Annotated in this window: 21 protein-coding genes and 2 tRNA genes; 4 read left to right on the top strand and 19 right to left on the bottom strand. The window is 72.1% G+C overall.

The features are described from left to right. Positions 1-86: 86 nt before the first annotated feature. The 4 genes from ACFZDI_RS16800 to ACFZDI_RS16785 all read right to left on the bottom strand — a co-directional run bounded on the left by ACFZDI_RS16800 (position 87) and on the right by ACFZDI_RS16785 (position 4,241). Positions 87-1,886, bottom strand: a complete 1,800-nt coding sequence (locus ACFZDI_RS16800; RefSeq protein ID WP_234845615.1) for a DEAD/DEAH box helicase — start codon at positions 1,884-1,886, stop codon at positions 87-89. Positions 1,887-2,023: 137 nt separating this feature from the next. Beyond that, complete coding sequence (locus ACFZDI_RS16795; protein ID WP_391251282.1) at positions 2,024-2,407, bottom strand: type II toxin-antitoxin system death-on-curing family toxin; 384 nt, start codon at positions 2,405-2,407, stop codon at positions 2,024-2,026. After that, on the bottom strand, positions 2,404-2,604 hold the full coding sequence (locus tag ACFZDI_RS16790; RefSeq protein ID WP_391251280.1) for a hypothetical protein: 201 nt from the start codon (positions 2,602-2,604) through the stop codon (positions 2,404-2,406). The genes ACFZDI_RS16795 and ACFZDI_RS16790 overlap by 4 nt, the downstream gene beginning before the upstream one ends. A gap of 170 nt (positions 2,605-2,774) precedes the next feature. Beyond that, positions 2,775-4,241 carry an MFS transporter gene (locus ACFZDI_RS16785; protein ID WP_391251278.1) on the bottom strand — a complete coding sequence of 489 codons (1,467 nt, stop codon included), beginning with the start codon at positions 4,239-4,241 and terminating at the stop codon, positions 2,775-2,777. Positions 4,242-4,449: 208 nt separating this feature from the next. On the opposite strand from ACFZDI_RS16785, the gene ACFZDI_RS16780 reads away from it, so the two are divergent. Together ACFZDI_RS16780 and ACFZDI_RS16775 are read left to right on the top strand one after the other, a co-directional pair. Further along, a tRNA-OTHER gene (locus ACFZDI_RS16780) sits at positions 4,450-4,546 on the top strand. A 21-nt stretch (positions 4,547-4,567) separates the two neighbouring features. Then, positions 4,568-4,642 (top strand) — tRNA-Cys (locus ACFZDI_RS16775). Between the two features lie 3 nt (positions 4,643-4,645). On the opposite strand, the gene ACFZDI_RS16770 is transcribed toward ACFZDI_RS16775, so the two are convergent. The 3 genes from ACFZDI_RS16770 to ACFZDI_RS16760 form a co-directional block, all read right to left on the bottom strand. Next, positions 4,646-4,768: a hypothetical protein gene (locus tag ACFZDI_RS16770; protein WP_391251276.1), complete on the bottom strand. Its 123-nt coding sequence runs from the start codon at positions 4,766-4,768 to the stop codon at positions 4,646-4,648. Then, the gene (locus tag ACFZDI_RS16765) at positions 4,740-5,045 is read right to left on the bottom strand and encodes a hypothetical protein (RefSeq protein WP_391251274.1); all 306 of its coding nucleotides are present in this window, start codon (positions 5,043-5,045) and stop codon (positions 4,740-4,742) included. Before ACFZDI_RS16765 ends, ACFZDI_RS16770 begins: the two co-directional genes overlap by 29 nt. Positions 5,046-5,133: 88 nt before the next feature. Further along, the gene (locus ACFZDI_RS16760; RefSeq protein ID WP_234845611.1) at positions 5,134-5,622 is read right to left on the bottom strand and encodes a DUF6083 domain-containing protein; all 489 of its coding nucleotides are present in this window, start codon (positions 5,620-5,622) and stop codon (positions 5,134-5,136) included. A gap of 216 nt (positions 5,623-5,838) precedes the next feature. On the opposite strand from ACFZDI_RS16760, the gene ACFZDI_RS16755 reads away from it, so the two are divergent. After that, complete coding sequence (locus tag ACFZDI_RS16755) at positions 5,839-7,083, top strand: hypothetical protein (RefSeq protein WP_391251272.1); 1,245 nt, start codon at positions 5,839-5,841, stop codon at positions 7,081-7,083. A 10-nt stretch (positions 7,084-7,093) separates the two neighbouring features. Here the strand turns inward: ACFZDI_RS16755 and ACFZDI_RS16750 are convergent, their stop codons facing one another. From ACFZDI_RS16750 to ACFZDI_RS16705, 10 genes are all read right to left on the bottom strand, one after another. Beyond that, entirely contained in the window at positions 7,094-8,260 is a 1,167-nt protein-coding gene (locus ACFZDI_RS16750; protein WP_391251270.1) for an SUKH-4 family immunity protein, read from the bottom strand. A gap of 423 nt (positions 8,261-8,683) precedes the next feature. Continuing rightward, entirely contained in the window at positions 8,684-11,002 is a 2,319-nt protein-coding gene (locus tag ACFZDI_RS16745) for a molybdopterin cofactor-binding domain-containing protein (RefSeq protein WP_391251268.1), read from the bottom strand. Further along, positions 10,999-13,179, bottom strand: a complete 2,181-nt coding sequence (locus ACFZDI_RS16740) for a 2Fe-2S iron-sulfur cluster-binding protein (RefSeq protein ID WP_391251266.1) — start codon at positions 13,177-13,179, stop codon at positions 10,999-11,001. The genes ACFZDI_RS16745 and ACFZDI_RS16740 overlap by 4 nt, the downstream gene beginning before the upstream one ends. After that, on the bottom strand, positions 13,176-14,069 hold the full coding sequence (locus ACFZDI_RS16735) for a xanthine dehydrogenase family protein subunit M (RefSeq protein WP_234845606.1): 894 nt from the start codon (positions 14,067-14,069) through the stop codon (positions 13,176-13,178). Before ACFZDI_RS16735 ends, ACFZDI_RS16740 begins: the two co-directional genes overlap by 4 nt. Before the next feature lie 259 nt (positions 14,070-14,328). Then, positions 14,329-15,951: a family 20 glycosylhydrolase gene (locus ACFZDI_RS16730; RefSeq protein ID WP_391251263.1), complete on the bottom strand. Its 1,623-nt coding sequence runs from the start codon at positions 15,949-15,951 to the stop codon at positions 14,329-14,331. A 1-nt stretch (position 15,952) separates the two neighbouring features. Continuing rightward, positions 15,953-16,798, bottom strand: a complete 846-nt coding sequence (locus ACFZDI_RS16725) for an ABC transporter permease subunit (RefSeq protein ID WP_391251261.1) — start codon at positions 16,796-16,798, stop codon at positions 15,953-15,955. Next, the gene (locus ACFZDI_RS16720) at positions 16,795-17,793 is read right to left on the bottom strand and encodes an ABC transporter permease subunit (RefSeq protein WP_391251259.1); all 999 of its coding nucleotides are present in this window, start codon (positions 17,791-17,793) and stop codon (positions 16,795-16,797) included. The genes ACFZDI_RS16725 and ACFZDI_RS16720 overlap by 4 nt, the downstream gene beginning before the upstream one ends. Before the next feature lie 5 nt (positions 17,794-17,798). Further along, positions 17,799-19,097: an extracellular solute-binding protein gene (locus tag ACFZDI_RS16715; protein ID WP_391251257.1), complete on the bottom strand. Its 1,299-nt coding sequence runs from the start codon at positions 19,095-19,097 to the stop codon at positions 17,799-17,801. A 211-nt stretch (positions 19,098-19,308) separates the two neighbouring features. Next, the gene (locus ACFZDI_RS16710) at positions 19,309-19,584 is read right to left on the bottom strand and encodes a DUF3039 domain-containing protein (RefSeq protein WP_053669953.1); all 276 of its coding nucleotides are present in this window, start codon (positions 19,582-19,584) and stop codon (positions 19,309-19,311) included. A gap of 29 nt (positions 19,585-19,613) precedes the next feature. Further along, positions 19,614-20,186, bottom strand: a complete 573-nt coding sequence (locus ACFZDI_RS16705; protein WP_234845602.1) for a YqgE/AlgH family protein — start codon at positions 20,184-20,186, stop codon at positions 19,614-19,616. A gap of 252 nt (positions 20,187-20,438) precedes the next feature. Here ACFZDI_RS16705 and murA point away from each other — a divergent pair, with 252 nt between their 5' ends. Beyond that, positions 20,439-21,779, top strand: coding sequence for a UDP-N-acetylglucosamine 1-carboxyvinyltransferase (gene murA / locus ACFZDI_RS16700; protein WP_234845601.1), 1,341 nt, complete (start codon positions 20,439-20,441; stop codon positions 21,777-21,779). Between the two features lie 283 nt (positions 21,780-22,062). On the opposite strand, the gene ACFZDI_RS16695 is transcribed toward murA, so the two are convergent. Both ACFZDI_RS16695 and ACFZDI_RS16690 read right to left on the bottom strand, forming a co-directional pair. Beyond that, positions 22,063-22,344, bottom strand: coding sequence for an HU family DNA-binding protein (locus ACFZDI_RS16695; protein WP_003990598.1), 282 nt, complete (start codon positions 22,342-22,344; stop codon positions 22,063-22,065). Between the two features lie 343 nt (positions 22,345-22,687). Beyond that, complete coding sequence (locus ACFZDI_RS16690; protein WP_391251255.1) at positions 22,688-24,121, bottom strand: malic enzyme-like NAD(P)-binding protein; 1,434 nt, start codon at positions 24,119-24,121, stop codon at positions 22,688-22,690. Positions 24,122-24,370: the final 249 nt, after the last annotated feature.

Below are 24,370 nucleotides of genomic sequence, written 5' to 3'. Positions count from 1 at the left end.
CGCCCCCGAAAGGGCGCGGAGCTGTGTCGGTGTACGGCTTCCGCCCGCGTGGGAGCCACCACCCCCGTGCCCCGCGGAGGGCACCGTCACTTCATCCGCGTGGCCCACTCCTGGACCTTGGCGATCCGCTGCCGCAACTGCCCGGCCGTCGCCTCCGCCGCCGGAGGCCCCCCGCACACGCGCCGCAGCTCGGTGTGGATGACCCCGTGCGGCTTGCCGCTCTGGTGCACGTACGCGCCGACCATCGTGTTGAGCTGCCGCCGCAGCTCCATCATCTCCTTGTGGGAGACCACGGGCCGCCGTTCCGCCGGCACCTCCAGCAGGTCGGCTTCCGCGTCCGGCTTCTTCCGGCTGTGCGAGATCTGCTTGGCCTGCCGCTTCTGCAGCAGCAGCTGCACCTGGTCGGGCTCCAGCAGCCCGGGGATGCCGAGGTAGTCCTGCTCCTCCTCGGAGCCGGGATGGGCCTGCATGCCGAACTCGGCGCCGTTGTACATGACCCGGTCGAAGACGGCGTCGGACTCCAGCGCCTCGAAGGGCAGCATGTCCTGCTCGCCGGTGTCCTCGTCCTGCTCCCGGTTCGCCTCGTCCATCTCCTTCTCGGACTCGGCGTACGGGTCCTCCTCGCCCTCCTTCTTGGGCTTGTCGAGGACGTGGTCGCGCTCGCGCTCCATCTCGTTGGCGAAGCCCAGCAGGTCGGGCACGGTCGGCAGGAACACGGACGCGGTCTCGCCGCGCCGCCGGGACCGCACGAAACGCCCGACGGCCTGGGCGAAGAACAGGGGCGTCGAGATGGTGGTGGCGTACACCCCGACGGCCAGCCGCGGCACGTCGACGCCCTCGGACACCATCCGCACCGCGACCATCCAGCGGTCGTCGTTGCCGCTGAACTCGTCGATCCGCGCGGAGGCGCCGGAGTCGTCCGACAGCACCAGGGTGGCCTTGCTGCCGGTGATGTCCCGGATGAGCTTGGCGTAGGCGCGCGCGGATTCCTGGTCGGAGGCGATGACGAGGGCGCCCGCGTCCGGGATGGCCTTCCGTACCTCCGTCAGCCGCTGGTCGGCGGCGCGCAGCACCGACGGCATCCACTCGCCGCGCGGATCCAGCGCGGTCCGCCAGGCCTGGCTGATGGCGTCCTTGGTCATGGGCTCGCCGAGCCGGGCGGCGATCTCGTCACCGGCCTTGGTCCGCCAGCGCATGTTGCCGCTGTAGGAGAGGAAGATGACCGGCCGGACGACGTTGTCGGCGAGGGCGTTGCCGTAGCCGTAGGTGTAGTCGGCCGCCGACCGCCGGATGCCGTCGTTGCCCTCCTCGTATGTCACGAAGGGGATGGGGTTGGTGTCGGACCGGAACGGCGTACCGGTCAGGGCGAGCCGCCGGGTGGCCGGCTCGAACGCCTCCAGGCAGGCCTCACCCCAGGACTTGCTGTCACCGGCGTGGTGGATCTCGTCGAGGATGACGAGCGTCTTGCGCTGCTCGACCCGGTTGCGGTGCAGCATGGGCCGCACACCGACACCGGCGTACGTCACGGCGACGCCGTGGTACTCCCGGCCGAGCGGCCCGGCGCTGTACTCCGGGTCGAGCTTGATCCCTATGCGGGCCGCGGCCTCCGCCCACTGCTTCTTCAGGTGCTCGGTGGGGGCGACCACGGTCACCTGCTGGACGACGTGGTGGTGCAGCAGCCAGGAGGCGAGCGTCAGCGCGAAGGTCGTCTTGCCGGCGCCGGGGGTGGCGACCGCGAGGAAGTCCCGCGGCTGCTCCTGGATGTACTTGTCCATCGCTCCCTGCTGCCAGGCACGCAGCTTGCTGGCGGTGCCCCAGGGGGCACGGCCGGGGAACGCCGGGGACAGGTGGTGCGAGGCAGAGCTGGTGCCGGCGGTGGTAGTCACGGTCTCCGTTGGGGGTCGGGCGGCTCGTTCGAGGGAGCCTGACGGCTCGGCTACGTATGACAACCGGGCCACCCTACCGGCGCCCCGGGCCCGTCGACGCGCGGACCGGCCCGGGGCGGCCGGGGGTGGGACCGACGTCACAGCCCCCTCAGCCGCCCCGCGATCCTGCCCACGTCCGCCTCCACCCCGGACGCCACGTCGACGACCAGCGTGTACGCCACGTCCTGATCCACCCCGGCCAGGTCGACGCCGTTGAGGGCGAGGAAGGTCGCGGTGGCCAGCCAGGCGGTGCGCTTGTTGCCGTCGACGAGGGGGTGGTTGGCGGCGATGGCGTGCAGCAGGGCGGCGGCCTGCTCGTACAGGTCGTCGTAGGCGGGCGTCCCGAACATGCGGGCACGCGGGCGGTGCACGGCGGACGCGAGCAGCCCCGGCGCACGCGCCTCGGGCGGCCGCCCGCCGAAGGCGGTCTCAGCGATGGCGGTGACCTCGCCGAGGGTCAGGTAACGGGTGCCCCCGGTCATTCGCCGAGCCTCCACAACAGGTCGGCGTGGTGCCGCGCGAGCCCGTCCGCGACGGCCCGCACGCGTCCGGTCTCCTGCCGCAGGTATCCGCGTACGGCGTCCAGCACCACGTCCTCGGGCGCGCACCCGCGCGCGTCGGCGAGGTCGTCGAGGGCGGCCCGCAGGGCGGGGTCGAGGGGCAGGAGGATCTCGGACATGGGCAGAGGCTACGACCGGGCGGAGACTACGGGCGACCGCATTACGGCCCACACTCCCGCAGCGGGGAACGGGTCAGGCGCCCGTTCTACGGCAACCACTCCCGCAGCCGGGACGGCAGGCACCCGTCCTACGCCCGTCGCTCCCGCAGCGGGGACGGCAGGCACCCGTCCTACGCCCGTAGCTCCCGCAGCCGGGTCGACACCCAGGCCCCGGTCAACGCGACCGCCGCCATCGGCAGGAACACCACGACGAAGGCGGCCGGGTGGGAGCCGGAGGCGTGGGTGGCGGTCGTGTGGGCCACCGTGCCGCCGCCCAGCGCGGCGAAGGCGGCGCCCCCGGCGGACAGGAGGACGACGTTGGAGAGGCCGTCGGAGATCTGGAGGGCGGCGGAGTTGGCGCCGGCCTCCTCGGGGGCGGACAGCTTGAGCAGCAGCACGCTCGTGGAGGAGATCACGAGCCCCATCCCGAAGCAGCCGAAGGCCCAGGCGACGGCGACGGTCCAGACGGGCACGGAGTCGACCAGCACGCTCGGCGCCGTGGCGACGGCCGCGGCGACCAGGAGCATGCCGACGGTCGTCAACCGCTCCCGGTACGGTTCGAGCCGCGACCGCGACTGGACCCAGGACCCCAGCGCCCACGTCCCACCGCCCGCGGCGAGCGAGAACCCGGCCAGGGTCGGGCTGAGCCCGCGCTGGGTGACCAGCATCAGCGGCACGAAGGACTCGGCGGCGATGAACGACCCGGCGGCGACGCCGCGCAGCAGCACGACGGACGGCAGCCCGCGAGCGGCCCGGTAGGTGCCGCGCGGCAGCAACCCGAGCACGGCGGGCACGAGCAGGGCCACGCCGAGCGCACCCGGCAGGAGCGAGAGGGGACGCACGTCCTGCGCGGCGTACTGGAGGAGACCGGCACCGAGCGAGACGGCCAGGGCGAGCCGGATACGCCGACGGTCGAAAGAGCGGGGCGCCTGCGCCCCGTCGGCAATCCCCGCCGGGCCGGACGCCCTACGCCGTATCTGCGGCAGCGCGAGCGCGAGCGGGAGGACGACAAGCACGGGTACCCCCACGAACACCCACCGCCATCCCAACTGCTCGGTCACCGTGCCGGCGGCGAGCGGGCCGACGATCGACGGAAGCACCCAGCCGGCGGCGAACGCGGCCATGATGGCGGGCCGCAACCGCTCCGGATAGGCCCGCCCGACGACGACGTAGAGCGCGACGATCACCAGCCCACCGCCGAACCCCTGCACGGCCCGGCCCAGGATGAACACCCCCATCGATCCTGCGGTGCCGGACAGGAGCAGCCCGGCGCCGAAGGAGGCGATGCCCGTCGTCAACGACCCGAGGGGGCCGTGCCGGTCCGACCACTGCCCGGCGAGCACCATGCCGAACAGGCTGGTCGTGAAGTACCCGGAGAAGGCGAACGCGTACAGCGAGACCCCGTCGAGCTCCCGGGCGGCGACGGGCATCGCCGTCCCCACGGCGGTCGCCTCGAAGGCGATGAGCAGCACGACGGAGACGATCCCGACGCTCAAGGCCCGGTATCCCGGCCTGAGCACACCCTCGTCTCCCTGGGCGAGGGAGGACGGGACGGCAGCAGTCACGACATCGACGTCACGCGGCTCGGAGTCAGGCATGCCCGCCAGCGTAAGGTCCACGCGGCCCTTTGACCCCTGTCGCGAGACGGGCCCGGCCTGAGACCTTGGTCGTACGCCCTCCCCTTCACCCACCGCCTTTCATGAACGGCGTGTGGCAGTCACGTTGCACCCCACCGGATGCCCTTGAGCCGCCCTCCGAGAGCCCCGTACGGTCACTACACCGAGTTCGACATCAAGTCCGAACAAGGCCGTGTGCCCGAGTGGTTGAGGGGCTCGCCCGCGCTGCATCCATCAGCGAGCTCCGCTCGCGGGGAGTTACGCGGGTTCGAATCCCGCCACGGCAGTGAGCAGTCGGACTCGGTCACGGCCGTGTGCCCGAGTGGTTGAGGGGCTCGCCTGCAAAGCGAGTTACGTGGGTTCGAATCCCGCCACGGCCTCCAGTACTAGCCCGCCGAGCAGAGGCCCTCGGTCGGGCAGAACATGACCCACGTGTAGTTGTAACCGGTCTGCACGGTCACGGGGTTCGGGGTGGGGCCGTCATTGACGTAGGACCCCGTGTCGGGCATGGCGGTGAAGGTGACCGTCGTTCCCATCTCGAAGCTCGCGGTGCAGGTGCCGGTCGGGTTCGGCTGCGGGTCGTTCGGGATCCCACGCCTCCTGGTGGCAGTTGATACCGGCCGGCTGACTGGTGATGGTCCCGCCTCCCCAGCCGTCGCTGACGTACGCGGACAGTTGAGCGGTGGTCTGTGCCTGGGCCGGGGCGACGGAGGCGATCGCGGCGGCTGTGGCGAGCGCGGTGACCACTCCCGTCGCGCGCCAGACGCCGGTTCTGTTCTTCCTCATGGGATGCTCCTCGGATCGGACCATGTCGACCCCTCTTACCAGCCTGTTCGCCCTGGCGGGGATCTGCAGTGGGAGTGGTTGCGCGGCGTCAGCCGGCGTCGGGAAATACGGCCGGGTCGGTGTTCCCGTCGGCGTGCAGACGGGCCCCGCGCGCGTTCTCCTCGCGCACGGCGTCCAGCCATCGCCAGAGGCCCGCCTCCTCCGGGCTCAGACCGGGGCAGGCGATCCGGTGCGGGACGCAGCACACCGCACCGGGTTCGGGCTCGTCCTCGCGGCTGTTCCACGCCGTGCCGTTGGAGTCCACGTACCAGCGGTGCCAGACCGGCACCATGTGAGCGGGGGCCTCCATGCCCGGTTCGAGAAGGACATGGGTGCCGTAGTAGGTGACGTGCCGTTCGCCCACCAGGCCGCAGTCGGGGCACTCGGGTGGAGCGGGTGGCTCCGGGCCGGTGGCGCCTTCCAGTGCCGCCTGGGCGCGGTCCGTCTTCTCCCAGGGGCGCGGCGCGTCCGGTGGCCGCTGCCGGTGGCCGTCGGGGTCGGGTAACGGGATGATGCGCGATGCGTCTGTGTCCCCCATGGCCCGAGCATGTGCGGGGGCCCGGGGGTATGGAAGGGCGCGTTCAGGGCGCAGCGGGGCAATACGACCAATGCCGCAGGTCATTGCCTTCCTTGTGACGTTCGGTGTCCCGCGCTGGCAGTCCCGCACAACCCCAAGCACCCCTCAGGTGTCCAGGACATGACCGGTGGCCGATGCTCCGGTCGTCCATCCCCTGTTTCGACGAGGAGATACTCCGTGCACCTCCGCCCCTCGGCAGCCGTTCCGGCCGCCGTCGTGCTCGCCGCCGCCGGTCCCGCTGTCGTCGCTCCCCTGGCGCACGCCGAGGAGGGTGCGCCCCAGTTGGTGGTGTCGGCCCTGCCGTCCGCTACTCCCAAGCCGGGGGACGTCTACGACAAGTCCGTCACCCTCACCAACCAGGGCACGGCCGCCGTGGACGGGGTCACCTTCCGGGTGCGTCTGACGCGCGGGCTGGACTTCCCCGAGCACGTGAAGGGCTGCACCTACTCGACCGTCAAGGACCAGGTCCGCCAGGCGGTCTGTGAGCTGGACACCGTCATCGAGCCCGGTGCCTCGATCACGACCCCCGTGCGGTTCAAGGCGCTGGACAACGCCCTGATGGAGGCCGTCGAGTACGGCACCGGCGCCACCGGTGAGGCCCCGGGCGAGGGGTTCGACGACAGCTACCGGCGGCACATCCTGACCGCGGACAACACCGCCGATCTCGTCGCCGTCGGTCAGGAGATGGAGGCACTGGCCGGCGGGGAGCAGTCGGTCACGGCGACCCTGCGCAACGACGGCCCGGGCTGGGTGCAGAACCAGGAGAGTGACGACCTCCCCGGCCTGCTGGTGCAGATCCCGCCGGGCACCACCGCCATCGAGGTGCCGAAGGACTGCGCGCCGTTCGGGATCGACGGGCCGAGCGGACCGCAGGGCACCCCGGGCAAGCCCAAGTACGTCTGCTGGCCGCGGAACGGGACGATCGAGGCCGGCCAGTCCATGGCGTACACCTTCATGCTGAAGATCAAGAAGTCCGCGCAGGACACCGAGGGCGAGATCAAGGCGTCCTCCGTCTACGACATCGCCCCCGCGTACGACAAGAACCGCGCCAACAACATCGCCTCGATCGGCATCGACGTGCCGAGCGACTACGAGCCCGAGCCGAGCCCCTCGGACGGCACCGACGGTGGTTCAGGCAACGGCGGGAACGGCAACGACCCCGAGGGCCAGGCCGCCGGCGGTACGGGCGCCACGACCTCTCCCTCCGCCACGGCATCGGACTCGGCGGGCACCTCGACCGGTGGCTCCACCGGCACCACGACCGGCAGCACCACCGGGGGCAGCCTCGCCACGACCGGCTCCGACGGCACCCCGCTCCTCGCGGGCGCCGCGGCTGCCGCCGCGGTGACCGGCGGCGGTCTGGTCCTCGCCGTGCGTCGCCGAAGCGCCGCCAGGTCCGCCGGGGCCGCCGGATCCGTCTGACGGCAGCCCGTCAGAGCACCCCGCCGGCCTCGTCCTGGAAGGCGTCCGTCCAGTAGTGGCGGACCGTTCTGTCCGCGGTGACGCCGGTGGGGTCCACGGTCGAGAGCACCTGGAGCATCGTCATGGCCAGCTGGTCGTAGGTGTCGGTGGTCAGCTCGTGGGACGACCTGGCGTCTATCGCGCGCTCGCGGTGCAGGAGCCAGAGGGTGAAGGCGAGCGTCGACACGTCCGTGTTGAGCGGGTACAGGGTCGCCTCGGGTTCGCTCCAGTTCAGGACCGCGCCCGTCGCGCCGTCGACGACCAGGCTGTGGTCCTCGACGAGGTAGCCGAGGCGGATCAGGCGGTGGGCCCCCGCCGGGAGCTCCGCCGGGGTGCCCGTGTCGGCGTGGTACTCGGCGAGCGTCGCCAGGGGGACGTCGGTGTCCAGGGAGAAGACATGGGCGTCCTCCGGCAGGCCGACCTCGCGCAGGAAGCGGCGGGTCGGTTCGTGCGTGAGGGTCGCGGGGAAGTCGACGTCCTCGAAGCGCGCCACCTTGCCGGGGCCGAACTCCTGGTCCAGGAGGCGGTGCGGGAGGTCCAGGGAGAGGCCGGACGCGCCGCCGCGGCCCGCCACCAGGGACAGGGGACGGATCAGCGCCGCCATCTTCCAGAACGGAGCCGGTTCGCCGTCCGCGCCGTCGCGGAACACCGCCAGCAGGTGCTGGGACGCCTCGGCCACCGCCTTGGGACCGTAGCGGCCCGCGTAGGAGGCGAACTGGCCGCGCAGGCCGGCCAGTTCGTCCGTGGCCTCGGCGAAGCGGACCAGTGTCCGCAGCGAGGGGGCCAGGGGGCGGCGGTCCATCAGGTCGGGGCGGTCGTGCAGGACGTACGCCGTCGAGATCTCGCCCGTCGCGCCGTCCAGCAGGACCGACTCCGTCTCCAGGCCGCCCGGGCCCAGCAGTCCGCCTATCACCAGCTGCTCGCGCAGCTCGGCCGGGAGGCGGTCGTCCGGATCGGCGGTCGAGTCGGCGACCGTGCGCAGGCCGTCCCGCCTCAGCTCTGCGAAGCTCAGCACGCCGCTGTCGCCGGGCAGTCCGGGGCCGGTCAGCCAGTGCCTCGTGGACGCGTGCGTCACCCACGGGTCCAGGTCGGACTCGGTCAGGGTGATCACCGCGCAACCGGCGTCGGTCGTACTCATGGGCTCCCCCGCATGTGCTCGCTCACCGTCCCCCGGCGGGGCACGTCAGAATCGCCCGGCCCCGCCCGGCAGCCGTTCCCCACTGCCCAGAACAGTACGCCCCACCACTGACAACGCCCCGGACCGGCGACGCGCGCCCGGCGACACGGCGCGCTCACCTCACAAGACGCTCGGAGCACCCTCGCGCGTTCCCTTTTCGCCTGCCCAACTTCCGTTTTCAACCAACGGCTTGGAGCACCGCGCGCCCCGGGCCTCTCGAACAGGGCGCCGGACAGCAGGCATCGACGTCGGGCATCAGACGTCAGGCATCAGACGTCAGAGGTCACGCGCCATGCGTACGGCGCCACGCGTGCGGGACCAAGCGCCACGCGTCAGGCGTCAGGCGTCAGGCGTCGGGCGCCACGCATCAGCACGGGCCCAGCCTCAGCCCCGCTCCGTGACCACCGCCGCCTGGGGGCGGATCGGGAGGCGGTTCACGGGGCGGCCCGTCGCCGCGCGGACGGCGGACGCGATGGCCGCCGGGGACGTCACCACCGGCACCGCGCTGACCGCCTTGGCCCCGAAGGGCGCGACCACGTCCCGCTCCTCGACCAGCCGGACGATGCGGATGTCGGGGGCGTCGAGGGCGGTCGGCAGGGCGTAACCGGTCAGGTCGGGGTGGCGGATCAGGCCGCGCGGCGTGCGGAGGTTCTCGGTGAGCGCGATGCCGACGCCCTGGGTCACGCCCGCCTCGATCCGGGCGGTGAGCTGGGCGGGGTTCAGCACGCGGCCGACGTCCTGGGCGACCGCCAGTTCCACGACCCGGACGGAACCGATCTCGATGTCGACGTCCACCACCGCGCGGATCGCGCAGAAGGCCATGCCCACGAAGGCGTCGCCCTGGCCGGTCTCGTCCAGCGGCTCGGTCGGGTGCGGGCGGCACTGCGCGGTGGCCCACAGCTCCTTGCCGTCCAGCGCCTCGGTGACGGTCGTGGAGAGGACGCCGTCGTACGACGTGATCTTGCCGTCGGTGATCTGGAGCAGCTCCGTCGACATGCCGAACTTGTGCGCGAGCGGCTGCAGGAGCTGCGTGCGGACCATCTTCGCCGCGCGCTCCACCGCCCCGCCCGAGACCCAGGTGTGGCGGCCGCGGCAGCCCGCGCCCGCCGGGGGCTGGTCGGTGTCGACGGGCGCCACGTGGACCTCGTCGACGCCGAGGGTCTCCTGGACGATCTGCCGGGCCAGCGTCGTGAAGCCCTGGCCGGTCTCGACGGCCGCGCACAGGACCGTCGCGACCCCGTCGTGGACCTTCACGGTCGCCGTGGAGACCTCGTCCGCGCCCTCCGCGCCGAGCATGTGCACCATGCCCACGCCGTAGCCCACGCCCCGGCGCACCGCGCCCGGCTCCCCCGCGCCCTCGGGCCCGCCGGGCAGCAGCCACTCGTCCTCGGGCGTGTCCTTGGGCAGTGGCGGCAGCTCGAAGTCCCGTACGGCCTGGAGGAGTTCGGCGACCGGGGCCGGGCAGGTGACGGTCTGGCCGGTCGGCAGCACGTCGCCGGTCGCCAGGGCGTTGCGCAGCCGGACCTCGGCCGGGTCGATGCCGAGCTTCCGGGCGATCTTGTCCATCTGGGCCTCGTAGGCGGCGCAGACCTGCATGGCGCCTTCGCCGCGTACGTGGCCGGAGGGGGGGTTGTTGGTGCGGACGGCCCAGCCCTCGATGAAGGCGTTCGGGACGACGTACGGGCCGCAGGCGAACGCGACGGCGGCGGCCAGGGCCTCGGAGGAGGTGTCGGCGTAGGCGCCCGCGTCGAGCAGGATCTGCGCCTCGACCTTGACGAGTCTGCCCTCGCCGTCGGCGTGGTGGCGGTAGCGCAGCAGGGTGGGGTGCCGGTGGACGTGGCCGAGGAACGACTCCTCGCGCGTGGCGGTGAGTTTCACCGGGCAGCCGGTGCGCAGTGCGAGCAGGCCGAGCGGGAGCTGGAAGCCCTGGTCCTCGCGGTCGGCGGTGGCTCCGGGGACGCCGGTGACGACGACCTTGACGCGCTCGGATTCCAGTCCGAACGCGGCGGCGGCGGCGTCGCGGTCGGCGTGCGGGTCGGTGGAGGCGAGGTACAGCTCCACCCCGCCGTCCGGGCGCGGTACGGCCAGGCCCGCCTCGGCGCCGATGGGCGCGGGGTCCTGGCGGCCGATGCGGTACAGGCCCTCGACGACGATCTCGCCGGCGGCCTCCGGGTCGCCGTGGCGCAGCGGGATGTGCCGGATCAGGTTGCCGTCGGGGTGCAGCGGCTCGGCCTCGAAGGCCTGTTCCGGGTCGGTCACCGGGTCGAGCACCTCGTACTCGACGATGACGGCGGCCGCCGCCATGCGCGCGGTGTCGGGGTGGTCGGCGGCGACGGCGGCGATGGGCTCGCCGTGGTGGCGCACGACCTCGGAGGCGAAGACCGGGCGGTCGGCCGTGCCGCGGCCGTGCAACGCGACGCCGGGGATGTCCTCGTGGGTGACGACGGCGCGGACGCCGGGCATCTCGCGCGCGTGGGTGGTGTCGATGGACAGGATGCGCGCGTGCGGGTGCGGTGAGCGCAGCACGGCGGCCCACAGCAGGCCCTCGGCCCACAGGTCGGCCGCGTACGGGAAGGTGCCCTCCGTCTTGGCGCGGGCGTCGGCGGGCGGGAGCGAGGCGCCGATGCCGTGCGGGAGCGGTTCCGGGGCGGGGGCGGCCTCCGCGGCCTGTGCGGCCTGTGCGGTGGCTGCTTCGTTGCTCACGCGGGGCCTCCGTCCTGGCCGTAGGGCTGGTCGTGCGCTTCAGGGGAGTGCGGTCCGGGGGCGTGTGGTTCCGGGGGTGCCCCGAAGGCCGACGGGTTCACGCCACCGGCGCCCGGGCCCGCCTGGTGCGGGATGCGGGCCTCGTCGGTGTCGCCGTCGCCGGGCGCCGCGTGGGTCTCCCGTTCGGCGACGACTTCCTTGACGGCGTCCACCACGCCCCGGTAGCCCGAGCAGCGGCACAGGTTGCCGCACAGCGCCTGCCGGGTCTCCAGCTCGGTGGGCGCCGGGTTGCCCTCCAGCAGGTCGTGCACGGTCATCGCCATGCCCGGGACGCAGAAGCCGCACTGCACGGCGCCGCAGCGGGCGAGCGCACGCTGCACGTCCGAGGGCCGGCCGTCCTCGGCGAGGCCCTCGACGGTCCGGACCTCGCTGCCGGCGGCGGTGACGGCCGGGACGAGGCAGGACGCCACGAGCCGCCCGTCGACCTGGACGTTGCACGCGCCGCACTCGCCCTGTGAGCAGCCGTCCTTGGCGCCCGCGAGTCCGAGCCGCTCGCGCAGCACGTACAGCAGGGACTCGCCGATCCACGCCTCGGTGACGGGGCGTTCGGTGCCGTTGACGCGCAGGACGTAGGAGGCGAGCGGGTGTTCCTCTTGGGGGGCGGTGCCGGACGGGTGGGCCGCCGGATCCTCGTCCGGTCCCTGATCGTCCTGGGCCCCGCCGTCGGCGGTCTCCCGGACGTGGGCGGCCTCGGCGTCGGCGTCCGCTTCCGTCTCGGACGGCAGGGGCCCGGCGGCGGGCTCGGAGGGGCCGTCACCGGCCTCCGGGGCCCCTGGTGCGTCCTCGGAGTCCTCACTGGCGCCGGGAGCCGCCTGTGAGGCGTCAGGGGCGTCCTGCGGGAGCGCAGCGGCTTCCGGGCGGGCGTCGGGCAGGGGTTCCCCGGGGAACTCGCCGGGGGCCTCCGCGTACGGCGGCTCGGGCTCGTGGGCGGCGGGCAGCGGGTGACCGGCGGGGCCGGACGGTTCGGTGCCGTGCCCGAGGCGTTCAGCGGACTCGGGCGCGTGGTCGGTGTACTCGGCGGACTCCGGCCCGTGGCCGGGCGCTTCGGGCTGCTCCGGGCCGGGGGCGGCGTACTCGGGCTGCTCCGGCCGGTGGTCGTACTCGGCGGGCTCGGGCCCGTGCTCGTACTCGGCGGGTTCTGCCCCGTGCTCGTACTCCGCGGGTTCTGCCCCGTGCTCGTACTCGGCCGGACCCGGCCCGTGGCCGTACTCCGGCTCCGGCCGGTGGTCGGCGAAAGCGGACGGGTCCGCCGCGTGACCGGCCGCCCCGGGGTCCTCCGGCGCGTAGGCCGACGGTGCGGCCGGACCCGCGTCGGGCCGCTGCCCGGGCGCGTGACCCCGGTCGGGCTCAGGCCCGTGCTCGTGGGGGTGGCCCCGGTGGGCCTCCTCCTGCCCGGCCGGGTCCTGCTGCCCCCACGGCCGGCCGGCGGCCTGCGTCGCCCAGGGCGCGGGCGCGCCCCCGGGCAGGGTGGCCGGTGGGGTGCCGCCCCACTGCTCGACCAGCGAGGATGTGGTGAATTCACCCGACTCGTCCGGAAGGTCGCCCCCGGCGACGGGGATCGACCACTGCCCGGTCACGTCATGGCCGGGCGCCGCCTCGGCCGCTGCCGCGGTCTCCTCGAAGTTCCACTGGCCGGTCACTCCGGGGTCGTACGTGAACCGGTCGTCCCCGCCGTGCTGCCGCGCCGTCGCGTCGGAGCCGTAGGAGGCCTCGGGGTCGTACGGCGTCTCGGGGCCGCCGTAGGGCTGCTCGGGCACGTCGTGGCCCTGCTGGTGGGCGCCGTGCTCGGGGCCGTGCTGCCCGTGCGCGCCGTGCTGCTGGTGCGCGGCGTTCGGGTCGTGCCACTGCGCCCCGTCGACCGGCGCGCCGGGCACCGGCCAGGCGCCGGTGGCCGCCGGGTCGGTTCCGGCCGTCGTCGCGGGGGCGACCGTTATCTGCGGCGGCACGTAGCCGTGGCCGGGCGCGGCCAGGGGGCTGTCGGCGGCCAGCAGGGCGTCGACGCCGCCCTCGGGCAGCTCGACGAAGGCGGTGGCGCCGTCGTCGTACTCGCCCTGGGGCAGCGGGTCCCAGCGGCTGCCGCCCCGGGGCGTGCCCTCTCCGTGCCGGTCGTCGGTCACGACAGCGCCCTCCCCAGTGCTCGTCGGGCCAGCGCGGCGACGGTGCGCCGCAGGTGCAGTACGGCGGGCGGCAACTGCGGGACCGAACCGTCCTCGGCCGGCGCCGCGTCGGGGATGCAGGCCGCGGCGACGTACTCACCGAAGGCGTTCAGCGCCTCCGGGACGAGCGCGCGGCTGTTGTCCCAGTCGATGAGGCCGGCGACCCACTGCTCCGCTTCCAGGGGCCGCAGCGGCATCGGCGCTATGGCGCCCACCGCGCAGCGCACGCCCCGGCGGGCGGGGTCCAGCACCAGGGCCACGGACGCCACCGCGCGCCCCGGGCCGGTCCGGCCGGTCGCCTTCAGGAACACCTGCGGGGCGTGCAGCAGCGGCACGCGCACGTAGCCGATGAGTTCACCGGCGCGCAGCATGTCCATCCCGGCGAGCAGGTGGGAGACGGGGATCTCCCGGCGGGCTCCGCCCGGGCCCGCGATGACCAGGGTCGCCTCCAGGGCGGCCAGCACCGGCAGCGCGTCGCCGGTGGGGGCGGCCGAGGCGATGTTGCCGCCCAGCGTGCCCGCGTTGCGGATGTGCGGCGGGCCGGCCGCGCGCGCGGCGGCGGCGAGCGCCGGGATGAGCGCCGCGAAGTCGGGGCGGCCCATGCGCGCGTGTGTCAGGCCCGCGCCGAGCAGCGCGTGGCCGTCCAGGTACTGCCAGCCGCGGATCTCGCTGATCCGGCCGAGTCCCACCAGGGCGGCGGGCCTGAGCTGCCCGGAGTTGACGGCGGCCATCAGATCGGTGCCGCCCGCGACGGGTACGGCGGCGGGCACGGCGGTGAGCGCCGCGACGGCCTCGTCCAGCGTCGTGGGCAGCGTGACGGCCTGCGCCGCCTGCGGTGCGTGCGTGGTCAAACCGGCTGCCCCTTCCCGCTGCCCCACCTGGTCCCACCTGTGCTGCCGTACGGTACGTGCTGACAGGGCGGACGTGGCAACTCTGGCACATCTTGGCGAGAGCCGAAGACACGGGTCCGCTAGGAGGCATTCGCCCACCTCACCGGCGAGATGGTCCGGTTTCGCACAGGTTCGCCAGTGCGTGCCGATTGGCACTTTCGGTGACCCTTGTGCGCTTTTTCCGTGGCCTGTTCGAGCTGTTCGGTCGCGGCGTCCGGCCCTACCGGTTCGGCGGCGGGCCGTCGAGCGGGCGGCCGAGCACCCCGGGACGCCGCTGCCAGGGCAGCGGCCCCGTGGGGGGCCGGTAGGCGACGCCCAGGGCGTCCAGGCGCCGGTAGTGGCCGGTCATACGGCGCTGGAAGCCGGCGAAGTCCCGCTCTGCCGGAGCGGGCAGGGCGCTCCAGGCGACCTCGGCGAAGGCCGCGAGGCGAGGGAAGGCCTGGTAGTCCACGCGTGCCTGGTCCTCCATCACCTCGGTCCACAGGTTGGCCTGTGTGCCCAGCACGTGCCGGGTCTCCTCGGGCGTCAACTCAGGGGGAACGGGTTCGAACCGGTAGACGTCCTCCAGGGTGCGCACCCACCCGATCGGTACCGGCTCCTCGGGGCCCGGGGCCTGACGGTGGTCCAGGTACACGTGCTGCTCGGGGCACATGACCACGTCGTGACCGGCCCGGGCGGCGGCGATGCCTCCGGCGTAGCCGCGCCATGACGACACGGCCGCGCCCTTCGCCAGACCGCCCTCCAGGATCTCGTCCCAGCCGATCAGCCGCCGCCCGCGCGCGGCGAGCCAGGTGTCGAAGTGCCCGGTGAACCAGGACTGGAGCTCGTCCTCGTCGGCGAGCCCGAGTTCCCTGATGCGCGCCTGGGCCGTCTCCGACCGCCGCCACTGTTCCTTGGGGCATTCGTCGCCGCCGATGTGCACGAACTCCGAGGGGAACAGCCGGAGCACTTCCTCGAGGACGCCTTCGTAGAAGCGCAGGGTGTTGTCGGTGGGAGCGAGTACGTTCGGGTTGATTCCCCAGGTGTCCCAGACGGAGAGGTCCTCGGTGTCGACGACATCGGTGTTGCCGAGTTCCGGGTAGGCGGCGATGGCGGCCTGCGAGTGGCCCGGTACGTCGATTTCGGGGACCACGGTGATATGCCGGTCGGCGGCGTAGGCGACGATCTCCCGGATGTCGTCCTGGGTGTAGTAGCCGCCGTGCGGCTTGTCCTCCCACAAGGGCGAGGCGCGGTGACCGGTTTTCGTCCGGGCCCGCCAGGAGCCGATCCCGGTCAGCCGCGGATGCCGCTCGATCTCGATGCGCCAGCCCTGGTCGTCCGTCAGATGGAAGTGGAAGACGTTGAGTTTGTGCGCCGCCATCAGATCGAGGTAACGCAGCACGCCTTCCTTGGGCATGAAGTGCCGGGCGACGTCGAGCATCAGACCGCGCCAGCGGAATCGGGGGGCGTCCTCGATCGTCAGATGCGGCACGTTCCAGGTGCGCCCGCGATCGAGCGGGGCCCTGCGGTACGCGTCGGGGCCGAAGAGCTGGCGCAGGGTCTGGGCGCCCCAGAAGACACCGGCCGCGCCGCCGCCCTCGATTCGGACGCCGGACCCGTCGCTGACGAGGCGGTACTCCTCGGGGCCGAGCCCGGGGCCGAGTCGCAGCGCGATGCCGCCCTCGGCGTCGTCGGGCTCCCGCCCCTCGCGCAGCGGCAGCCCGGTGGCCTGCCGGAGGGCTGCGCCCAGCCAGTGGGCGACGCCCTCCGTCGCGGGGTCGGCGCAGAGCCGGGAGTGCCGCGTCAGCCGCACCGCGCCGGATCCGGCGGTGGCGCTGCGGGGCGCCGGGATCAGTTCGGTCACGTCAGTCCTTCACCGCTCCGCCCAGTCCGGAGACCAGGCGCCGCTGTACGAGTACGAAGAAGACCAGGACCGGGATCGTCATGACGGTGGAGGCGGCCATGACCCCGCCCCAGTCCGGGTCGTCGGGCTTGTAGAAGACGAGCAGGGCCATCGGCAGCGTCGACTGCGAGGTGTCGCTGATGATGAACGACTTGGCGAACAGGAAGTCGTTCCAGGCGGAGATGAACGAAAACACGCTGGTGGCCACGAGACCCGGCAGGACGAGCGGGAAAAGGATCTGCCAGAGGAATCGCGCCCGGCTCGCCCCGTCGATGTACGCGGCCTCCTCCAGCGCCTGTGGAACGGCTTTCACGAACCCCCGCAGCATCCAGATCGCGAAGGGCAGCGAGAAGGCGATGTGGGGCAGGATCAGTGAGCCCAGTGTGTTCAGCTGACCGGCGTCCCGCATGAGGAAGAACAGGGGGATCGTGAGGGCTTCCACGGGCACCATCTGGGCGATCAGAAACATGAGCAGAAGGGTGGTGCGGAGGCGGAAGCGGAATCGTGTGACGGCGGTCGCGGCGAGAAACGCGATCAGCCCGGAGGCGATCACGACACAGCCCGCCACGACGAGGCTGTTGAGGAAGTAACGGCCGAATTCCTGCTGCCCGAAGACACGTCGGAAGGAATCCAGGGAGGGCGCGAGCGTCCAGGGCCGGGCTTCGCTCGACTCGATCTCCCCCGCCGGTTTGAAGGCGCTGAGCACCATCCAGTACAGGGGGAAGGCGACGACGACCGCGATCAGCAGGGCGGAGGCCTCGGCGGCCAGGCGGCCGGGGCGGCGCACAAGGGCGCGCAGCGGATTCACAGTTCCTCCCCCTGCCGGCGCAGCAGCCGCAGGTACACGAGCGTGACGGCGAGCAGGATCAGCAGCATCACGATCCCGACGGCGGAGCCCAGGCCGTACTGCGAGGACGCGAAGGCCTGCTGGTAGGCGTAGACGTTCAGGACCAGGTTCTGACCGGCGATGCCGCCACCGTTCGTCATGACGTAGATCTGGGTGAAGACCTTGAAGTCCCAGATGACCGACTGGATGGTGACGACGACCAGGATCGGCCGGAGCATCGGAGCCAGCACGGAGCGCCAGATGCGCCACTGCGAGGCGCCGTCGAGAGCGGCGGCCTCCAGCACCTCGCCGGGTACGGCGCGGATCCCGGCGTAGACCGTCACCATCACGAACGGGAAGGAGCACCACACCACTTCGAGCAGCACCAGGAAGAACGCGCTGAGCCGGCCGTAGGTCCACGCGTGGTCGCCGAGGCCCAGCATGCGGTTGACCGGGCCGAAGTCCGGGTCGAAGAGGAACAGCCACACCGTGGAGCCGGTCACCGCCGGGGTCGCCCACGCCCCCAGGGCGGCCAGCATCAGCGCGAGCCGCGGCACGGCCCGGACGCGCGTGAGGAGCACGGCCAGCGCGCAGCCGACGGCGAGCGTGGAGACGACGCAGGCCGCCGCGAACAGCACGGTGGCGAGCAGCACCTGCCAGAACTGCGGGTCCCCGAACAGTCGGCCGTAGTTCCCGAAGCCCTCGAAGGTGGCCGGCTCCCCTCCGCTGACCTGCGCCTGGGTGTACTCGAAGAAGGAGATCAGCCCGAGCTGGTAGATCGGGTAGACGAGCAGTCCCCCGAGCACGAGGAGCGCGGGCGCGAGATACAGCCAGGGGGTCCAGCCGCCACTGCCGCGGGCGGCTCCCCGCGTGGTGCGCCCGCCTCGCGCGTCAGCGGTCCTGTTCGGGGGCCGGGGGACGGTCGCGGCCGCCTCGGTGGCGGCCGCGGGCGTTTTCACGGCACTGCGGTCGTTCACGGGGCTCACCCCGCGGAACCGAACGCGGAGTTCATCTTCTTCGCGGCGTCCTCGGAGGCCTTGGTGACGTCCTTCTTGCCGCTGATGACCTCCTGGAACATCGTCGGCAGGACGAGGGAGGAGTCGATCTGGGCCCAGGCGGGCGACGCGGGGACGAACTCGGTGCCCGCGGAGAGGGTGCGCACGAAGGGCTTCACGAACGGCTCCCGCCGCGCGGCCTGCTGCCGGACGTCGGTGAAGGTCGGCAGGAAGCCCATCGCGTCGAAGAGTTCGCCCTGCGTCTTCTTCGAGGCGAGCCGTTTCATCAGCTGAACGGCGAGTGTGCGGTGGGACGTGCTCTTCAGGACGCCGATGTTGTTGCCGCCCGCGAAGGCCGGAGCGATGGAGCCGGCCTTCACCCCCGGCAGGGGGACGACGGCGTACTTGCCCTTGACCTTCCCGGCCTCGACGGCGGCGTGGCTGAAGTCGCCGCCGATCACCATGCCCGCCTTGCCCGCGGCGAACGCGGAGACGGTGTCGTTGCCGCCCATGCCCGCACACGTGGCGGCCGGGCAGTTGTCGTCGCCGAAGAGGGACGTGTACGCCTTGATGCCCTTGCGGGCCTGCGGGCTGTCGATCCCGGACGCGTAGGAGCCGCCCTTGCCGCTCGCCAGCTCACCGCCGTTGGCCCACACGAACGGCATCGCGCCGTAGGTGTAGGCGCCGCCGACCACCAGCCCGTACAACTCGGGCTGGGCGGCGCGGATCTCGCGGGCGGTGGAGGCGAGTTCGTCCATCGTCCGCGGGACGGACAGCCCGAGCTCCTCGAACACGTCCGTGCGGTAGTACAGGGCGCGGACGCCCACGTAGAACGGGGCGCCGTACAGCTTGCCGTCGACCGTCACGGACTGCTTCGCCGTCGGGTCGGTGTCCTTCGCCTCGCTCCAGTCGCCGAACTCCCGCGTGACGTCGAGGAGTCCGCCGTCCCTCACGTAGCCGGCCGTGTCGGTGTTGCCGTACTCCATCACGTCGGGCGCGGAGCCGGGGTCGTTGAAGGCGGCCTTGACGCGCTGGGCGCGGGTGTCGACCGGGATGTACTCGACGTCGACCTCGGCGCCCTGGTGTGTCTTCTCGAAGTCGGCGACGACACGGTCGACGACCTTCTCCTTGGGGGCGTTGCCGACCTCCCGGAAGAGCCACACGCGCAGCGTGCCGGTCTTCTCGTCCTCGTCGGAGGAGGAGTTCGAGGAGGTCTGGGGCGCGCAGGCGGTGGCGAGCAGGGCGGCGAACGCGGCGAGCCCGGCGGTACGGACGGACAGCTTCATGGAGTGCTCCTCCGAAAGGGCGTTGCAACATGCGCAATGACGGTTTCGCTGTGCACAACACATCGGAGGCTAGGGACTGCATGAACACGCCCACAAGAGGTCTCCACCACTCTGTGACCGGGGGACGCACCCTGCGCAACGCCCGGACAGCACAAAGGCCCCCGGGGTGCGCAAAACGCACCCCGGGGGCCTCACGCCCCGCGGGCCGGACCTACTGGTCGCCCTTGCCCTCGTCCCCGGAGCTCATGGACTCGTAGATCTCCTTGCACATGGGACACACGGGGTACTTCTTCGGGTCGCGGCCCGGTACCCAGACCTTGCCGCACAGCGCCACGACGGGGGTGCCGTCGAGGGCGCTCGCCATGATCTTGTCCTTCTGGACGTAATGGGCGAAGCGCTCGTGGTCACCGTCACCGTGGGAGGTCTGCGGCGTCGGCTCAACGAGGGTCCCCGTACCAGTCCCGCGCTCGGGCTCGAGAGTGCTCATACGGCCAAGGGTACTGAAGCTCACACGCATCAGTTGAGCGAAGGGTCGTCCGGGTACGTCGCCACCATCGCCAGCTCGTTGCGCTGGCGGCGCAGCACCTCGCGCCAGAGCCGCTCGGGAGACGGGCACGAGACGTCACCGGGCTCCGACTCGACCACGTACCACGCGCCGTCCACCAGCTCGTCCTCCAGCTGGCCCGGGCCCCAGCCGGCGTACCCGGCGAAGATGCGCAGGGAGCCGAGGGCCGAGGCCAGCAGCTCGGGCGGGGCCTCCAGGTCGACCAGACCGATCGCGCCGTGCACCCGGCGCCAGCCCAGCGGGGCGGCTTCCCCGGCGGCACCCCCGGGGACGACGGCGACACCGAGGGCCGAGTCCAGTGAGACCGGGCCGCCCTGGAACACCACACCGGGCTCACCGGCGAGATCCCCCCAGCCCTCCAGGATGTCGCCCACGTCCACCGGGGTGGGGCGGTTGAGGACGACGCCGAGCGAGCCCTCCTCGTCGTGGTCGAGGAGCAGCACCACCGCACGGTCGAAGTTCGGGTCCGCCAGGGCGGGGGTGGCCACGAGCAACCGCCCTGTGAGCGAGGACACCTCGGTCATGGCAGACATGATCCCGCATTCTCCCCGCGTGTGGGGAGGCAATGCGGCACGGAGAGGGAACGCAGCTCAGGGCGCGAGGAAGCGTCCCATGCGCACGAAACCGGCCGTGACCCCATGTGCCCGGCACGGAACGGTTCGTGTTGTGACCAAGCTATGACGTGGCTGGGTCCGACTCAGGCATACAGAAGGGGGGTGGAGGGCGATTACCCTTTCCCTCCTGGCCCCTGCCCGACTCCATGGAACGCGAGATTCATGACCGTCAACGACGATGTCCTGCTTGTCCACGGCGGAACTCCGCTGGAGGGCGAGATCCGTGTCCGCGGTGCGAAGAACCTCGTACCGAAGGCCATGGTCGCAGCGCTGCTGGGCAGCGCTCCCAGCCGGCTGCGCAATGTTCCGGACATCCGCGACGTCCGAGTCGTGCGGGGTCTGCTGCAGCTGCACGGCGTGACGGTCCGTCCGGGTGACGAGCCCGGCGAACTGGTGATGGATCCGACGCGCGTGGAGAGCGCGAACGTCGCTGACATCGATGCCCACGCCGGTTCGAGCCGTATCCCGATCCTTTTCTGCGGCCCCCTGCTGCACCGCCTCGGCCACGCGTTCATCCCCGGCCTCGGCGGCTGTGACATAGGCGGCCGGCCCATCGACTTCCACTTCGAGGTGCTGCGGCAGTTCGGCGCGAAGATCGAGAAGCGGGCGGACGGCCAGTACCTGGAGGCGCCCCGGCGGCTGCGCGGCACGAAGATCGCGCTGCCCTACCCGTCCGTCGGCGCGACCGAGCAGGTGCTGCTGACGGCCGTCCTCGCCGAGGGCGTCACGGAGCTGTCCAACGCGGCCGTCGAGCCGGAGATCGAGGACCTCATCTGCGTGCTGCAGAAGATGGGCGCGATCATCGCGATGGACACCGACCGGACGATCCGCATCACCGGTGTGGACCAGCTCGGCGGCTACAACCACCGCGCCCTCCCGGACCGCCTGGAGGCCGCGTCCTGGGCGTCGGCCGCGCTGGCGACCGAGGGCAACATCTACGTCCGCGGCGCCCAGCAGCGCTCGATGATGACGTTCCTGAACACCTACCGCAAGGTGGGCGGGGCGTTCGAGATCGACGACGAGGGCATCCGCTTCTGGCACCCCGGTGGCCAGCTGAAGTCCATCGCGCTGGAGACGGACGTCCACCCGGGCTTCCAGACCGACTGGCAGCAGCCGCTGGTCGTCGCCCTGACCCAGGCCACGGGCCTGTCCATCATCCACGAGACGGTCTACGAGTCCCGCCTCGGCTTCACGTCCGCCCTGAACCAGATGGGCGCGCACATCCAGCTCTACCGCGAGTGCCTGGGCGGCTCGAACTGCCGCTTCGGCCAGCGCAACTTCCTGCACTCGGCCGTCGTCTCGGGCCCGACCAAGCTCCAGGGCGCGGACCTGGTCATCCCCGACCTCCGCGGCGGCTTCTCGTACCTGATCGCGGCCCTGGCGGCCCAGGGCACGTCCCGCGTCCACGGCATCGGCCTGATCAACCGCGGCTACGAGAACTTCATGGAGAAACTCGTGGAACTGGGCGCGAAGGTCGAGCTGCCGGGCAAGGCGCTCGGCTGATCCCGGCCCCGCACCCACGCCCGGCCGGCTGGGGGTCCGGGGGTCATCCCCCGGGCCGGCACGGCATGGAGAAACTCGTGGAACTGGGCGCGAAGGTCGAGCTGCCGAGCAAGGCGCTCGGGTAGTCGTACAGCGCAGACGCCGAGGGGCGGCCACCTGGAATCAGGTGGCCGCCCCTCGGCATGTGGTGCGATTGTGCGTGGCGCGCCCGAAGGGGCGCGGGGAACTGCGCGGCCGGCCACAGGCGGGCCCGCAGTCGCCCACGGCGCACGCGACGGGTCGCTTACTTACCCTTGGCCGCTTCCTTGAGCTTCGAGCCCGCGGAGACCTTCACGCTGTAGCCGGCGGGGATCTGGATGGGCTCGCCGGTCTGCGGGTTGCGGGCGGTGCGAGCGGCACGGTGGGTGCGCTCGAAGGTCAGGAAGCCGGGGATGGTGACCTTCTCGTCGCCCTTGGAGACGATGTCGCCGACGACGTCGGCGAACGCGGCCAGCACGGCGTCGGCGTCCTTGCGGGTCACCTCGGCGCGGTCGGCCAGCGCGGCCACCAGCTCACTGCGGTTCATGTTGTTACTCCCGTGTTCATCTTGCCGTTGAGGCGTCAGATCGAAGCCGATGCTGCCAGGGTCCTCGTTGAGTCCCCGGACCCGGGTCCGTCGTCAGACCCTCGCGCCCAGAGACGCATCCTGCCCCTACCTGCGGCGGGAAAGCCAATCCGGCACCCGCCGGAGTCGTGAGAACACCCTTGGGAGTCACACGAAAAGAGGGCCTGAGCCTTGCGCCACGATAGCTCCGCTGCTGACAGGGTTCTTGCGACGCGCCGGGTTCCAGGCTGCCGTGGGGTTACTCACAGTCCGGGCCCACAAACCGCCCGGGCCCCCGCCTCGGGGGCCCGGCCCCGCCCCGGCCTCAGACGCCGGCCGGGCTGTGCGCCGTCGTGCCGGCCGCCTTGGCGGCCTCCCGCACGGCACCGGCGACCGCGCCCGCGACCTTGTCGTTGAAGACGCTCGGGATGATGTAGTTCGGGTTCAGCTCGTCCTCGGTCACCACGTCGGCGAGGGCCGTCGCGGCGGCCAGCATCATCTCGGTGTTGACGGTCCGGGACTGCGCGTCGAGCAGACCGCGGAAGACACCCGGGAAGACGAGCACGTTGTTGATCTGGTTCGGGAAGTCCGAGCGGCCGGTGGCGACAACGGCCGCGGTCTGGCGGGCGACTGCCGGGTCGACCTCGGGGTCCGGGTTCGCGAGCGCGAACACGATGGCGCCGTCGGCCATGGCGGCCACGTCGTCGCCGTCGAGGACGTTCGGGGCGGAGACGCCGATGAAGACGTCGGCGCCGCGCACGGCCTCCTTGAGGGTGCCGGTGAGGCCCTCGGGATTGGTGTTGTCGGCGATCCAGCGCAGCGCCGAGTCCGGGGCGGCGTCGACCAGGTCCTCGCGGCCCGCGTGCACGACACCGTGGATGTCGGCGACGACGGCGTTCTTGACGCCCGCGGCGAGCAGCAGCTTGAGGATGGCCGTACCGGCCGCGCCGGCGCCGGACATCACGACGCGGATGTTCTCGATCGCCCTGCCGGTGACGCGCAGCGCGTTCGTCAGGGCGGCGAGGACGACGATCGCGGTGCCGTGCTGGTCGTCGTGGAAGACGGGGATGTCGAGGGCCTCGCGCAGCCGGGCCTCGATCTCGAAGCAGCGCGGGGCGGAGATGTCCTCGAGGTTGATGCCCGCGAAGCCCGGGGCGATCGCCTTGACGATCTCGACGATCGCGTCGGTGTCCTGGGTGTCGAGGCAGATCGGCCAGGCGTCGATGCCCGCGAACCGCTTGAACAGGGCCGCCTTGCCCTCCATGACGGGCAGCGCGGCCTTCGGGCCGATGTTGCCCAGGCCCAGCACGGCGGAGCCGTCCGTCACGACCGCAACGGAGTTGCGCTTGATGGTGAGGCGGCGGGCGTCCTCGGGGTTCTCGGCGATCGCCATGCAGACGCGGGCCACGCCCGGCGTGTAGATCATGGACAGGTCGTCACGGTTGCGGATGGGATGCTTCGACGCCATCTCGATCTTGCCGCCGAGGTGCATGAGGAAGGTCCGGTCCGAGACCTTGCCCAGGGTGACGCCCTCGATGCCGCGGAGTTCCTCGACGATCTCGTCCGCGTGCGCGGTCGACGTGGCGGCGATGGTGACGTCGATACGGAGCTTCTCGTGACCGGACGCGGTGACGTCGAGGCCGGTCACCGAGCCTCCGGAGGACTCCACGGCGGTGGTGAGCTGCGAGACGGCGGTTCCGCTCGCGGGCACCTCCAGCCGGACCGTCATCGAGTAGGAGACGCTGGGCGCCGTTGCCATGGCCGACTTCCTCTGCTTTCACCTGACGCTGAGTTGTGCCGTCCGATCGTCGCACCTACCGCTGAGTATCAGGTAGCCGCCCTCGATTGCGAACGTTTTGTTCGCGGAATGGGGCAGCAAAAAGAGACCCACGTCACGTGGACGTGGGTCTCTTCACGAATAAGTGGCACCGACCCGCCATGCTCGCCTCGCGGCAAGTGGTCGCTCGTAGCGACGAAGGTTGGGCCCGGGGGCTTGGATCGAGCCGGT

Origin of the sequence: Streptomyces sp. NPDC007907 (genome assembly GCF_042959365.1) — a bacterium.
GTDB classification, from domain to species: domain Bacteria; phylum Actinomycetota; class Actinomycetes; order Streptomycetales; family Streptomycetaceae; genus Streptomyces; species Streptomyces indiaensis.
Note: the sequence above shows the minus strand (reverse complement) of the source record. Positions and strands in the feature narration are given on the sequence as shown.